General features: G+C 67.8%; 13 protein-coding genes and 1 pseudogene. 6 read left to right on the top strand and 8 right to left on the bottom strand.

Annotation, left to right across the window (positions count from 1 at the left end; translation table 11 throughout):
* The first annotated feature begins 740 nt into the window (after positions 1 to 740).
* Positions 741 to 1,484, top strand: a complete 744-nt coding sequence (locus FB453_RS15940) for an SAM-dependent methyltransferase (RefSeq protein WP_186718310.1) — start codon at positions 741 to 743, stop codon at positions 1,482 to 1,484.
* A 178-nt stretch (positions 1,485 to 1,662) separates the two neighbouring features.
* On the opposite strand, the gene FB453_RS15935 is transcribed toward FB453_RS15940, so the two are convergent.
* Positions 1,663 to 1,875 (bottom strand): hypothetical protein, encoded by a 213-nt coding sequence (locus tag FB453_RS15935; protein WP_145791029.1) that lies wholly within the window; start codon positions 1,873 to 1,875, stop codon positions 1,663 to 1,665.
* Positions 1,876 to 1,964: 89 nt separating this feature from the next.
* Positions 1,965 to 2,207 (bottom strand): annotated as a pseudogene (locus FB453_RS34905) (IS630 family transposase); the annotation flags it as partial.
* A gap of 586 nt (positions 2,208 to 2,793) precedes the next feature.
* Between FB453_RS34905 and FB453_RS34235 the strand changes: the two are divergent.
* Positions 2,794 to 3,354: a hypothetical protein gene (locus FB453_RS34235; RefSeq protein ID WP_186718308.1), complete on the top strand. Its 561-nt coding sequence runs from the start codon at positions 2,794 to 2,796 to the stop codon at positions 3,352 to 3,354.
* Here FB453_RS34235 and FB453_RS34600 read toward each other — a convergent pair.
* The gene (locus FB453_RS34600) at positions 3,288 to 3,782 is read right to left on the bottom strand and encodes an integrase core domain-containing protein (protein WP_222431356.1); all 495 of its coding nucleotides are present in this window, start codon (positions 3,780 to 3,782) and stop codon (positions 3,288 to 3,290) included. The genes FB453_RS34235 and FB453_RS34600 overlap by 67 nt on opposite strands.
* 748 nt (positions 3,783 to 4,530) lie before the next feature.
* On the opposite strand from FB453_RS34600, the gene FB453_RS15915 reads away from it, so the two are divergent.
* Together FB453_RS15915 and FB453_RS15910 are read left to right on the top strand one after the other, a co-directional pair.
* Entirely contained in the window at positions 4,531 to 5,187 is a 657-nt protein-coding gene (locus tag FB453_RS15915) for a YeeE/YedE thiosulfate transporter family protein (RefSeq protein WP_145791024.1), read from the top strand.
* Positions 5,187 to 5,603: a YeeE/YedE thiosulfate transporter family protein gene (locus FB453_RS15910; RefSeq protein ID WP_145791021.1), complete on the top strand. Its 417-nt coding sequence runs from the start codon at positions 5,187 to 5,189 to the stop codon at positions 5,601 to 5,603. Before FB453_RS15915 ends, FB453_RS15910 begins: the two co-directional genes overlap by 1 nt.
* Before the next feature lie 423 nt (positions 5,604 to 6,026).
* Here the strand turns inward: FB453_RS15910 and FB453_RS15900 are convergent, their stop codons facing one another.
* The gene (locus FB453_RS15900) at positions 6,027 to 6,281 is read right to left on the bottom strand and encodes a hypothetical protein (RefSeq protein ID WP_145791019.1); all 255 of its coding nucleotides are present in this window, start codon (positions 6,279 to 6,281) and stop codon (positions 6,027 to 6,029) included.
* 131 nt (positions 6,282 to 6,412) lie between these two features.
* On the opposite strand from FB453_RS15900, the gene FB453_RS15895 reads away from it, so the two are divergent.
* The gene (locus tag FB453_RS15895; protein ID WP_145791018.1) at positions 6,413 to 7,594 is read left to right on the top strand and encodes a hypothetical protein; all 1,182 of its coding nucleotides are present in this window, start codon (positions 6,413 to 6,415) and stop codon (positions 7,592 to 7,594) included.
* 105 nt (positions 7,595 to 7,699) lie between these two features.
* On the top strand, positions 7,700 to 8,755 hold the full coding sequence (locus FB453_RS15890) for an IS110 family RNA-guided transposase (protein WP_145791016.1): 1,056 nt from the start codon (positions 7,700 to 7,702) through the stop codon (positions 8,753 to 8,755).
* A 6-nt stretch (positions 8,756 to 8,761) separates the two neighbouring features.
* Here FB453_RS15890 and FB453_RS15885 read toward each other — a convergent pair whose 3' ends face one another.
* The 4 genes from FB453_RS15885 to FB453_RS15860 all read right to left on the bottom strand — a co-directional run bounded on the left by FB453_RS15885 (position 8,762) and on the right by FB453_RS15860 (position 12,817).
* Complete coding sequence (locus FB453_RS15885) at positions 8,762 to 8,968, bottom strand: hypothetical protein (protein ID WP_145791013.1); 207 nt, start codon at positions 8,966 to 8,968, stop codon at positions 8,762 to 8,764.
* Between the two features lie 1,461 nt (positions 8,969 to 10,429).
* Positions 10,430 to 11,242 (bottom strand): ABC transporter ATP-binding protein, encoded by an 813-nt coding sequence (locus tag FB453_RS15870; RefSeq protein ID WP_145791009.1) that lies wholly within the window; start codon positions 11,240 to 11,242, stop codon positions 10,430 to 10,432.
* The gene (locus tag FB453_RS15865) at positions 11,235 to 12,050 is read right to left on the bottom strand and encodes an ABC transporter permease (protein WP_145791006.1); all 816 of its coding nucleotides are present in this window, start codon (positions 12,048 to 12,050) and stop codon (positions 11,235 to 11,237) included. The genes FB453_RS15870 and FB453_RS15865 overlap by 8 nt, the downstream gene beginning before the upstream one ends.
* A complete protein-coding gene (locus FB453_RS15860) occupies positions 12,047 to 12,817 on the bottom strand; it encodes an ABC transporter permease subunit (protein ID WP_145791004.1) in 771 nt (256 codons plus the stop codon). The genes FB453_RS15865 and FB453_RS15860 overlap by 4 nt, the downstream gene beginning before the upstream one ends.
* Positions 12,818 to 12,823: the final 6 nt, after the last annotated feature.

Raw genomic sequence — 12,823 nt, 5'->3', positions numbered from 1 at the left:
ATCCTCAGCACCGCATCAGCATTGGTCACGCCTCATGATCCCTCGATGTGACGTCACCTGACCAGCCGACTCAAGATCGGCAGGACACGCCCTAGCCTTCTCGCAGCCACGGATTCCTTCGACGACGGCCGCGGAAGCCGACCAGACGTCGGCGAGAAAGACACCTTCGTCGTTGGCCCGCCAGGTCCCGCCCAGGGTGCCGCAGCGGCTGCCGACCAGGTGCAGCTCACCGTCTGCGAGGCGCAGTATCGTGCCCGCGCCGGGGTCGGCGACCTCAGCGAGCGTCCAGGAGCCGATCAGCAACTCCGGCGTCAACGGCGGCACAGCACCTGTGGCGCCCGAGATCGGTGGCCTCACGTCCGCGGGACTCTGGGTGGCCCTGCTTCGCGCACCCGCTGAGCAGCACACCCATGACAAGCATCGTCGCGACGCGGCCCCGATGTCCCGTTTGGCCTCTCATTCCCCGCTCTCCCGGCTCCTCTGGACGTCGTCGGGGCCGGAGTTGGCGGCACTCGACGTACATCACCCCACTTCTCCTGTAAACGGCTGGTGGAAGTGTTGGATGCGCCGATAAACAGGCATCACCATCGATGATTCTCTCGGCTAGGCTGCGGCCGTACCGACGAGCGCATCGGAGACACAGCGATGGCCGATCAGCAGACGAGCGCGCCGAGTTCCGAGGGCGGCCGGGCCACTTTCTCCCGCATGTACGACTACCTCCTCCGGAGGAGTGCAGAACGGTGAGGCCGACCGCGAGGCCGCCCGACAGCTCTTGCGGGCTTTCCCCGATCGCGGCGGACATGGCCCGATCGAACCGCCTGTTCCTGGCGCGTGCCGTCCGCACACTGGCCGAGGCCGGCATCCAGCAGTTTCTCGATCTCGGCTCCGGCATTCCCACTCAGGGCAACGTGCACGAGATCGCCCAGGCGATCGATCCGGCGATCCGGGTGCTCTACGTCGACATCGACCCGGTGGCGGTCGTCGCCTCCAACCAGATCCTCACGGGTAACCCCACGTGCCGCGCGATCGAGGCGGACCTCACCCGGCCCGAGGTGATCCTCGACGCGCTCGCCGGCGGGCACCTCGCAGCCGTGATCGACCTGGACCGGCCCACCGCACTGCTGTACTGCTCCGTCCTGCAACTCGTTCCACACGATCAGATCGACGGCGTCGTCGCGCCGATTCGCGACCGTCTCGTGCCCGGTAGCGCCCTGGTCGTCTCCCACCCAGGCACAGCGGTAACCGACGGCTACGACACGTCGAGCGTCTCGACGGTCGCCGAGGTGTACCGCACCAGGGCCGCTGCCGATATCGTCATGCGGTCGGATGCTCAGCTGACCGCGCTCTTCGACGACTTTGTCCTTATCGAGCCCGGGCTCGTGTCACTCCACGACTGGCGACCCGAACTCGGCGAGCCGGACCCGTACGTCGCCAAGTCCGTGCCGTCGCCAATGCGCGGGGCAGTAGCGGTCCGACCGGCTTGATCCGCGCACCACCAACTACCTCGACCAGGTAGCGCCAGCGAGATCCTCGGGTGAGCTACGACGGATGCGGCAGTCGACCACCTTCGGCGTCCAGCGCGATCTGCGCCGGAGGGCCATGCGGCGTGCAGTTTCACCCGGAGGGCACGGCCCGCAACGGCCACGCCCTCCGGGACAACGATTACGGCGTGAGCACGCCGGCGATCAACGCGCGGTGGTCGGAGGCGTCGTTGCACATCGGGAAGAGGTCGAAACTCTTGCGGACGGAGCCCCGGACCATGATGTAGTCGAATTTGATCTTCGGCTCACTGTTGCAGTTCTCTGGGTCGTTGCTGACTGTCAGGTACGAGTTCGGGTGCATGTTGCGGAAGCCGGCCGCCGCGAACTGCGGCATCGGCGTGTCTGTCGGACGTAGGGTGACGTCACCCATCATGATCGAGTTCGGCCACTGGCTGGCCAGCTGGACCAGTACGGGAACCTGGCACCAACGGAGTAGCAGCCGTGGAACTGCCGGACCCCGTGCAGCTTGTGATAGTTCGCGGGCAGCCGGTGGGGATGCCCTGCCGGAGCCCAACCGGCACCGGCCTGCGGCCGGACCACCAGGGGCCCGAATTCGTCGAACGCGAAGACTCGCTGCGGGAAGCGGCTGCTCACGTACTCAATTCGGGCGAGCTTGGCCTCCCGGTCAGGGTCGGTGGACTCCTTCCACGTCTTCGTTCGCTGGAAGGTGATCTTGTGCTGGTGCAGAGCCTCGGCGGCAGGGCCGGGACTTCGTGTCAGGGCTTCTTGCGCCGCTGCCGATGAAGAACCAGGCCGTAGTAGGGCGTGACCAGGCCGTTGATCGCGATCGGCATGGTCGCTCATCGATCGCCAGTCGTCCATATGGTATGTATGCTTGCTGACCGAGACCTGCCCCTCCAACTCATGCCATCCACCCATTCGCCGGGTGACCTGGCCAGATCGGAGTGACATGGGCTGCTCACACGCTCAGGAATGCCCCCTCTTCCCCCTGCTCAACGCAAGCTTGCGCGACTGGCGTAACCACTACTGCGACAGTGAGCAGGGCTGGCCGACATGTGCTCGGTACCAGCTGTACAGGACAGGCCAGCTCGTGCCAATCACGCTCCTGCCGAATGGAGTCGACGCGTTCGGGCCCGCACCTGCGGCAGTACCCAGTTCCAGACAACCGGTGGACGCACGTCGCACGGGGACGTCAGCAACATCGCGAGAGGTATCGGATAGATTATCGGCTGCGGAAAGCGCAGGTGCTGCGGAGCCGACTCCACCGGTAAACCACCCCGATCGCTCAGGCGTGCGGGACAAGGTCAGCGATGCGTGGGTGCTTGCCGTCGCCGATGATGCGAAATGCCGCGGCGGTGAACGGCTGCACGTGTGGGTGACGAGCCAGGAGAAGCCGTGGGCTGCTCCTCTTCCCGTCCCGCAGCCAGGGGAGCCTTGTCACGCCGACGGACCGGTGGTGGTCGCCGTCGCCTGGTTCGAGCCGGCCAGCGCCGCGTGGACGGAGACCCTCACTGGCTCGCGGTGCGAGGCGCAGGTGGAGGCGGCGATCTTGTTTGGCCTGCCGCGCTGGCCATCGGCGACACATCCGGCGAGGGTGACCACCTGGGGTGTGGGCCTGGGCACCACAGGTCTCGCGTTGCATGACCCGACTGGTCATGTTTTCGCCTCCGGCGTGGCCGAGATACCGTCCACTTGGACGACCGCCGCAAGGGCGCTGGGCGCCGTCGCCGTCGTCTACGGAGTTGGTCCCCTGCAGCAGGCAGTGCACCCCGTTCCGCCTCCGGCTCAACGGCTCACCGAGGCGCGACGCGACGGAACCGTCGCCGCCGCATGGGTACCACTGCTCGGGTGACAGGCCGAGGCCGCCCCCTTACCCGGCCAGGCTGCCACATCTCGCGGTCGCCGTCGGCGGTATAGGGGTGCTGAACACGTGTTCTCGTGATGAGGCCCTGTACCGGGCCAAACTCTCTGTGCAGGGTCTGTGAACTCGGGTTTCGTTGATCCGATCATGCCGCCCGCTGGTACTCGTTGATGACGCCGCTGAAGGCCCGGAGGCGTCGTATCGGCGCGTTGCTCGGAAGGACGACGGCCGGGGCGTGGGTTCGGTGGGTGCTGGGCGAGGCTCTGGTGTGGACGATGTGGGCTGAAGCGGACGGCGTATCCGTCGAGCGCGGCGCGGGCGTGACGTTCGTACACCAGGAGTTTGTCGGTGAACCCGTTCGGGACGCTGCGGATGAACCGTTCTGCGTAGCAGTTCGCCCGAGGGGCTCGGGGAGGCATCTTCGCCAGTCAACGTCGTCGGGATTCGCCGGCCGCGCAGCGCGACGGCTCGGCGCGCCGACCGGGGCGCGGGGCTGGCCCTGCTCTAGTCGGACGATCCAGACGGCCGACGCGGACGCGCCATCGGCCACGGGCAACGGCCGTACGACCGCGACCAGGCCGTAGTAGGCGTGACCGGGCCGTCGATCGGAGCCGCGGCCGACATGATCGCTCATCGATCGCCAGTCGTCCATATGGTCTGTATGCTTGCTGACCGAGACCTGCCCCTCCAACTCATGCCATCCACCCATTCGCCGGGTGACCTGGCCAGATCGGAGTGACATGGGCTGCTCACACGCTCAGGAATGCCCCCTCTTCCCCCTGCTCAACGCAAGCTTGCGCGACTGGCGTAACCACTACTGCGACAGTGAGCAGGGCTGGCTGACGTGCGCTCGGTATGAGCTGGCCCGGATGGGCAAGCTCATACCGATCACGCTCCTGCCGAACGGAGCCGACGCGCTATATCTGGGGCGCCTACCCGCCGGCGTGGGGTCAGACACCGCACGCCAGACACCCCCGTCGCGGCTCGCTCGGGGTCGTCCCAGCGGTTTGAGCCGGTGCCGGCCCGGGAGCTCATCCGGGCACCGGCACCCGCTCAAGGCTTCAACGCACGGCCACCCGCACAGGGTCCGCATCCCTCCAGAACCCCATCGACCCCAGCAGGGGCCCGGTGGTGGGCCCGACTCGCAGAGTGGATTGCAGGTACCCCATGACTGAATACTGGCCCTGGTGGGCGGGGGCCGCGGGGCTCGCCCTCACCACCATCAACTACGCCGTCACGACCGATCGATCCTTTGGCGTGTCCGGCGCGTGGGACCGCGTGCTGCACTGGCGCGCCGAACGCCGTGTCGAACGCGTGAACGCCCGGTTCGCTGACGAACGTGTTCTCACCGCGGCTCTCGTCGCAGCTACTGCCGACCATTTCGGAGCCGGTTCGGCCGCGCCTGCTGCGGATCCCACCCCGCACGGCGACGCGCGGGCACCGCGGCAGGACGGGCGATCACCTGCCGCGCCGAGCTTCTCACTGGGGAGCCTGCTCCCGGCACCCTTGGTCAGCCAGGTCGCCCTGCTCCTGTCGATTTTCGTCGGCGGGTGCGTAGCGGCGGTTACCGCCGGCCGATTCCAGCTCCGCCTCGACATGGGCCACGCCTTCGGCCAGATCGTGACCGACAACCCGATCGCAATGGTCGGCGCGCTCTTCATCGGCGGTGTACTCGTCGGCTTCGGCACCCGTCTCGCCGGAGGGTGCAGCAGCGGTCACGGACTCAATGGCTGTGGGCGGCTACAGCCGGTCAGCATCGTCGCGACTGCCATCTTCTTCGGCACCGGCGTCCTCGTGTCGTTCCTGCTGTGGAAGGTGATCTGATGCGTACCCGGGGCGGGATAATCGTCGCTAACGTCATCGCTGGGCTGGCTCTCGGCTACACCGTCTCGAACATCGGGTTCGGTGACTACGCCGAACTGAACCGTATGTTCACCTTCCAGGACCTTCGCATGCTCCTCGCCTTCGCTGGCGCCGTAGCGATCATCGTCGTGGTATTCGCCGCATTGCGCGTCCGCCGCACTCCAGGTCGCATCCACGCCGGCGTAATCCCCGGCGCAATCTTGTTTGGCTCGGGCTGGGCGGTCTCGGGTGGCTGCCCGGCGATCCCCATCGTGCAAGTCGCCAGCGGGTACCTCCCCGCCTTGGTCACGATCGCCGGCATAGTCGTCGGCATCCGGCTCTGCCGCTGGGCCAACACGAGGTACTTCCACCTCGACAGTGGATCCTGCCAGCGGTAGCCGAACGCGAGCGACTCGAGCTTCTCGTGGGTTCGAATCCCCTTGTTCCCCGCAGGCGCCTGGGTCCTGAATTTAGGACGGACTGGTTGTGCGGTTTGCTTACGAGCAATCCTTTGCGCCGACTACGTACCCGCGTAAGGATCAACCTGCGCCAGCAGGTCATCGGAGATCCGAACCCCGACTCCTGGGGCAGGTACTTTCACGGAATCGGGGTGTGAAGCACGAACAGGATTCCGCACAACACTCTGCGGTCGTCGAGGGGTTACGCCCGGGGAACCGGTGCCGGCGTGGTGGTCGGGGTGGCAACGGTGGTTCGATCTCGGCCCAGGGTTCGTCCGAGACGATCCACGGCGGCTGCTCACTCCTCCTCACGTTCAGATAGAACGATCCTCGTGTCCCGAGGACGCACCCAACATCGTTTCGTTAGGGGTTCTTGGTGTTGGTGTCGATGGTGTAAACCACGTCTGGCCCGACGTCATGGCGGGTGATGCCGGGTACGTCGGGAATGTTAAGCAGTGGTTCGTACGGGGTGCCTTGGACCCGGTTGCGCAGCAGGACGACGCTGCGGATGCCGAGCTGGTGCAACCGATCTAAGGCCGGCTCGCTGGGGAAGGTCGCCATAACGTCGCGGATCGCCTGACGGTTGGGTGTGGTGTAGCTGGCCGCACCGTTGACCATGGTGGGAAAACCGTCGGTCGACCAAAGTAGGACGTGGAGGTCGATACCGTCGTTGGACGTTCGGCGCCAGCTACTCGACCGCCTACGAGTTCGACGCCGCGACCGCCACCTGCGACCCGAGCGGGCAGGTGGTGAAGTACTACCGCTCGGCGGTGTACGACGGCGCTGCCGACCCGGCGACGTCGACGTACGGCCGCACCGTTTTCTCGTACCTCAACGGGACCGTCCCCGGGTCGACCGAACTGCTCTTCGACGGGTTGCTCCAGCAGACCGTCGTCCTCGCCGGCGGATACGCCTTCGCCACCGACTTCGATCCGGCCCTCGGGCTCGACCCGGACGCGTCCCCCGGCCCGCCGGCGCCGATCTCGGCGGGGCTGCTCCAGGCGTTCTCAGCCGGCGGAATCACAGTGAGCGACACGGCGGCAGTGCAGTACCTGCAGGTCGACGGCGGGTACCGGTTCTGGTCGGTGAACGACCCGACCCGCGCCGCGATCTACAACATCGACTACACCGGCGCGCCGGATCCGTCGGACGCGGTGCGCGTCTTCACCGGCGCGGCGGTGCAGAGCAGCACCACCGCCTGGACCCTGTTCGACACCCGCAGCTCGTCGCCGGGGCAGGACGCGTCGTGCCTGCCCCTCTACGGCGGCTACGTGCGGCCGGAGACGGTGGTGCAACGGCGCGACGGGGTGCCGATGGCCACCGTCTTCGACTATGTGCCTCCCGGTCTGCCGGCCCCGTTCGCCGGCACCGTGCTGGGGTGCTGCTGGCAGCTCACCTCGGTCGACGGGACCGTCGAGAATCGACTTGAGCAACGCGTGTACGGCCACCAGGTCTATCCGGCGCTGCTCGCGGCGAACCTGCTGAAACCGGTCGTGGCCGCGTGGGAGACGGTCGCCGCGGGCGGGGCCGACCCGGTCACGGCCAGCTCGACGGCGACCATCTGGTCCGCCTGGCCGCAGCCCGGGACCGGAGTCCGACTCCCTGTCGCGGCCCAGCAGTGGGCGTGGACCGGCGACCCGTCCGGCCAGGACATCGGGATCTTCCCGTTCGACGGCACCCCCGATCCGGCGTACTGGCAGAGCACCAGCACCGCGACGGTGGTGAGCGGACGCGGGGTCATTCTGGAGTCGACCGACCCGGCCGGCACCGGCCACGCCACCTTGATGTCGGCAGACAGTGAGGATGGTGGGGTGGGTCGCCGGGTTGGTCTGACTCACCGGCAGACCGACGATTGCTGTCCTCATCCCGATTCGTCGGCTGGCTCGGTGGCCCCGGCAGCTGCATGTCACCGGTCAGGCGTCGTGACCTGATAGGAGCCTGTGCGAGAGGCGCCCACCACTGTGTTGTCCGCATCGCCTGACCGGTGACGTGTCCACGTGTTCTCGACCAGACCGAGAAGGGCGGACCTCACCAGCATGGCAGCCAAGAAGCGATCAGTCGTCGGTGGTGTGGACACCCACCGCGACACGCACCACGCCGCCGTCATCGAAAGCACCGGCGGGCTCCTGGCCGACGCCGAGTTTCCGGCGACCACCGCCGGCTACGCGGATCTGCTGGCCTGGATGCGCTCCTTCGGGCGGGTAACTGCCCTGGGCGTGGAGGGCACCGGCAGCTACGGGGCTGGCCTGGCCCGCCATCTGACCAGCAAGAAGATCGCCGTCGTGGAGGTGGACCGGCCGGACCGCCGCGCTCGCCGCGCACAGGGCAAGTCCGACCCGATCGACGCCATCGCCGCCGCCCGGGCCACCCTAGCCGGCACCGCCATGGGCACCCCGAAAGCCCGCACCGGACCGGTTGAGGCGATCCGCGCCCTGCGGGTCGCCCGCCGAGGAGCAGTCAAGGCCCGCACCGCCGCCTTGAATCAGATGCGCGGCCTGGTCGCCGCCGCCCCCGAACCCCTGCGAGCCCACCTGACCAGGGTCAGCGCTGCCGTGCTGGTCAGCCGGTGCACCGCGCTGACCTACGACCAGGCCAAACTTCATGAGCCGGAACACGCCACCGCCGCAGCCCTGGCCGGACTCGCCCGCCGGGTCACCGCCCTCACCGACGAAATCACCACCCTCGACCGGCAGGTGGCACCCATCGTCCAGAAAGCGGCGCCCCACACCACGGCCTTGTTCGGCGTCGGCCCCGACGTCGCCGCCCAGCTGCTCACCACCGCCGGCGACAACCCCGGCCGGCTGCACTCCGAAGCCGCCCTCGCCCACCTCTGCGGCGCCGCACCCATCCCCGCCAGCTCCGGACGGGTGCGCCGCCACCGCCTCCACCGAGGAGGAGACCGCGGGGCCAACCACGCCCTGCACACCATCGCGCTATGCCGAATGCGCTACGACCAGCGAACACAGGCCTACGTTCACCGGCGCATCACCGAAGGCCTCAGCAAGCAGGAGATCCTGCGCTGCCTCAAGCGCTACATCGTCCGCGACGTCTACACCGCCCTACGCGCCGACTTCACCGCCCTGACCACTTGACCTCATCTAGTTGTTGGGCATGTGATGGCTTGCTGCCTGGCCCTGCACGAAATGACGCTCTGCCTCGTGCCGATCTTGCCCGGCGCCGGCTTGGCGGACCGCAGCAGAATCCTCATCCGAAGAGAGCCGATTCCGGTCTCGCCTGACCACGAAGACAACAACCGCAGCCACCAGCAACAGGAGCACCACGACACTTGCCACCACCGCCGCCATGCCATCGACGGTACGGCATACGCGCCAGCTCCAGCGATTACAGAGAGGTGTGGGGTTGGTGGCCGGCGGGTTTGCGCGACGGCCACGGCCTAACCTCGATGATGCTGCGTGCCCGCGTTCGGTAGAAGGAGGTCAAGCCCCGCTGGCGAGGCAGCGGCCGACGGAGCTTGACGTCCATAGGAGCATCAGTGACAAGAAGCGACCACTGCTTGATCGCATCCGTGCAGCTCAACGCCTGTTCTTGACAATCAATGACAAGCTTGATTTGGTTACGGATGGTAACAAGGGGTCGTCGGTTCGAATCCGGCCGTCCCGACCGATTGACCTGGGGAGATGAAGACCTTCTCCGGTAACGGCGGTAACATCCGGTAACGGATGATCTTTGTTGGCGGTAACGGCGTGGGTGGTTTGCCGTTGACGTGCCTGTTGCAGAACGCTCTGACCTGCCGCTTCGTCTGCGTCCTGGATGGAGCGGCAGTTCTGCTCTTTATTGCACGTCAAGCGCTGCAGATGTTGCCGGCTGTCGCTACGTCGGGCGTCTCGACCTGCCCGGAGGCGAGGCAGGGCCGTCGGCTCCCTAGTCCTGGTCTGCACAAGTCGATCGCGGTAAGTGAAGCAATTTGCCATCGCGTCGGCGGAGAGGTCGACGCCTGGCGGGGCGGGCTCGGGTGACTACCTCCTGAGCAGCTCGATGAGCGCGGTGTCGGCTTGGGTGAGGATCGGCGGTCCGTGCGGCGATGTGGTCAGGACCTGCCGGCAGTGGTTGAGTTCGACGTAGAGCGCGTCGCCGGTGATCGTGGTGTCTTGTTGGACGGCGAACCGTCAGCGTCCGTTCGGCGGCCATACGCCAGTGCTTGTCCCGCAGGATGAGGGCGCCGGTACCGAGCCTGGTCGAACGCGGTCCGCTTCGCGCTGATTGTCCGGTTGAAGGTTGGGGTGACTGGCCGGGGAGTTCGTGGGCGCGGCGGTATTGGTCTCTGCTGGTGTGGAGGGTCACGTCGCAGGCGGCGAGGGCGTCGGCGAAGGCCGGGTACTGGTCGATGCGCAGTATCCACCCGCGGTAGACCGTGGCACCGCCGGCGGGCATGGCCGTGAGTACGCAGTGCGGGTCGCCGCGGATCAGCGCGTCGTGGTCGACCTCCGCGGCGTCGATCCCGGCGGCACGCGCCGCGTCGGCTTCGAGAGCGAAATGGTCATCGGCCGGCGGGGCCGTAGGGGGTTTGCGGGACCAGCAGCGTCATCCCGGCATCGTGCGCGAGTTGCGACCACCGGTCGCCGCTACGGTGGGGATCGCGCTTGGGATCGATGCGTGACGGGCACGGTATGCCGGCGTCGTTGAGGGCGCACGATGCTGGCGAGACTGTGGCCAGCCAGGCGTTGGGCGAAAATCCACCGCACTGGCCCCGGGCGGCCCGGTCGCGTGCCGGCGGCTACGGGCGTTGCCGGGGTCGGCGCGGCGCGTCACGGTGCCGGGTGGGGCGCCGAGGCCGGCGCACGCTTGGCCCGCTGGATCTGCGCGTAGACGTGGGTCCGCAGCTCGGTGAACCGGGGCAGGGCCCGGGTGGTGAGCTGATCGCGTTCCTGCGGGAGGTCGATCACGAGGTCTTCCTGCACCCGGGTCGGCGAGTGGGACAGGACGAGCACGCGCTGCCCCAGATACACGGACTCGTCGATGTCGTGCGTCACGAAGACAGTGGAGATACCGCGGTTCAGGTGCAGGTCGCGTACGAGGTCCTCCAGGTCCGCGCGGGTCTGCGCGTCCACCGCCGCGAACGGCTCATCCATGATCAGCACTTCGGGTCGGTACGCGATGGCGCGCGCGATGGCCACCCGTTGCTGCATCCCGCCGGAGAGCTGCCACGGATGGCTGCGTGCCGACTGCGGCAGTCCGACCGCGTCGAGGGCGTCGGCGACCCTCCGGTCGCGTTCGGCGCGGGAGAGCTTCTTGTGTCGAAGGGGAAGCTCCACATTGCCCCGGACCGTCAGCCAGGGATAGAGGCTGCGGCCGTACTCCTGGAACACCACTGCCATCGCCGGGCTCGGGCCCGTCACCGGAGATCCGTCCATCTTGACGAGGCCGCTGGTGGGCCGGAGCAGTCCGGCGAGGCATTTCAGGAGGGTGGTCTTTCCGCAGCCCGACGGGCCGACGACGCACAGCAGTTCGCCGGGCATCATGGTGAAACTGAGATCCCCGATCGCCTCGACCTCGCCCCGGCCGGAGGCGTAGACCTTCCGAAGGTGCTCGACCCGCAGCAGCGGACTTGCGTCAGGCACGGGTGACCTCCCTCATTCCGTGGTACCAGCGCAGGACGCGGCGTTCGACGACGCCGAAGGCCACGGCGAGGAGGACGCCGATGAGGCCGAGCAGGAGGATGCCGCTCCACATCTCGGCGATGAGGTAGTTCCGCTGAAAGTAGGCGATCCGGTAGCCGAGGCCGGCCGAGGACGCGAACATCTCCGAGATGACCATGAGGATCAGGGCCACCGAGAGTGCCTGCCGTACGCCGGTCATGATGCGCGGACTCGCCGCCGGGAGGATCAGCAGCCACACCCGTTCCCACCGGGAGATCCGGTACGAGTCGGCGGTCTCCAGCATCACGCTGTCGGTCGCCCGGACGCCCTCGATCGTGTTCAGCAGGATCGGCCAGATCGCGCCGGACACGATGACGACGACCTTCATGGTGTCGGTGATGCCGAGCAGTAGCATCGCGACCGGAATCAGCACCGGTGGCGGAATCGCGCGGAAGAACTCCAGCAGCGGTTCGAGGATCTCGCGTAGCGGGCGGAACCGGCCGATGAGGACGCCGGCGGCGACGCCGAGGATGATCGACGCGAACAGGCCGGCCAGCAGCCGGTACAAGCTCGGCAGCACGTCGTCGACGAACGCCGGGCCGATCCAGGTCTGCCGGAACGCGTCGAGGAGCGGGCGGGGGCCGACGAGGAACCGGTTGGCCGACCGGGTGGACCAGACGGCCCAGAGCCCCGTGGCCAGGACGGGAAGCCCGACCGCGTACAGGACGTCCTCGGCGACCCGGACGCCGAGGCCGCGAGGGGCGGTCCTGCCCGCACCGAGGGCGGTCATCGGGTTGCCTCGTCCGCGAGCACCGACTGGTGCCAGGCCAACGAGCGGCGTTCGGCGAAGCGGAACACGACGTTCACCACCACGCCGAGGAGCCCGGTGACCACGACGAGGCCGTACAGGCCGACGGCGTCCCCGGCGGAGCGCGACAGCTCGATCATGCGTCCGAGGCCGGGGTTACCGATCACCATCTCCGCGGTGACGGCCAGGATGAGCGCGACCGCCGCGGCGAGGCGCAGGCCGGTCATCAGGTACGGCAGAGCGGTCGGCAGGACGAGGTACCGCAGACGCTCGGCGCGGGTGAGGCCGAAACTCCGCGCGGTGTCCCGGGCGACGGTGTCGACGTCGGCGACACCGTAGATCACCTGCACGAACACCTGCCAGAACGCCGCGTAGACGATGATGACGAGTGCGGCGCGCATCTGCAGGCCGAACATCAGCACGGCGAGGGGGATCAGCGCGACCGACGGCACCGGCCGCAGGAACTCGACTGTCGTGTGCGTGGCGCGACGCAGGAACGGCACCAACCCGACCACGGTCCCCAGCGCGACCGCCGCGAGCGTCGCCACCGTCAGGCCGATCGCCCACGACGTCATGGTGAGCCGGAGCCGCCGCCAGAACGCCAGGTCGCGGACCTCCTGGAACAGCCGTCCGAACACGTCGGTGGGGTACGGCAGGTAGTCCGGGTCGGCCAGTCCCAGTGCCGGGATCAGTTGCCAGACGACGAGGAACCCCAGCAGGCCCACGGCACCCAGCAGGATCTTGCGCATCGGTCG

The sequence above is a fragment of the Micromonospora sp. CNZ322 genome, assembly GCF_007827755.1.
The sequence above is the reverse complement of the archived record's forward strand: the minus strand, read 5'-3'. Positions and strand labels throughout refer to the sequence as shown.

What these genes read in the sequence shown, in the direction of transcription:
- FB453_RS15935 (WP_145791029.1), bottom strand. Translation starts at nt 1,875, where the DNA reads ATGCCGCAGTTCGCGGCGGCCGGCTTCCGCAACATGCACCCGAACTCG.
- FB453_RS34600 (WP_222431356.1), bottom strand. Translation starts at nt 3,782, where the DNA reads ATGCCTCCCCGAGCCCCTCGGGCGAACTGCTACGCAGAACGGTTCATC.
- FB453_RS15915 (WP_145791024.1), top strand. Translation starts at nt 4,531, where the DNA reads ATGACTGAATACTGGCCCTGGTGGGCGGGGGCCGCGGGGCTCGCCCTC.
- FB453_RS15910 (WP_145791021.1), top strand. Translation starts at nt 5,187, where the DNA reads ATGCGTACCCGGGGCGGGATAATCGTCGCTAACGTCATCGCTGGGCTG.
- FB453_RS15900 (WP_145791019.1), bottom strand. Translation starts at nt 6,281, where the DNA reads ATGGTCAACGGTGCGGCCAGCTACACCACACCCAACCGTCAGGCGATC.
- FB453_RS15890 (WP_145791016.1), top strand. Translation starts at nt 7,700, where the DNA reads ATGGCAGCCAAGAAGCGATCAGTCGTCGGTGGTGTGGACACCCACCGC.
- FB453_RS15885 (WP_145791013.1), bottom strand. Translation starts at nt 8,968, where the DNA reads ATGGCGGCGGTGGTGGCAAGTGTCGTGGTGCTCCTGTTGCTGGTGGCT.
- FB453_RS15865 (WP_145791006.1), bottom strand. Translation starts at nt 12,050, where the DNA reads ATGACCGCCCTCGGTGCGGGCAGGACCGCCCCTCGCGGCCTCGGCGTC.
- FB453_RS15860 (WP_145791004.1), bottom strand. Translation starts at nt 12,817, where the DNA reads ATGCGCAAGATCCTGCTGGGTGCCGTGGGCCTGCTGGGGTTCCTCGTC.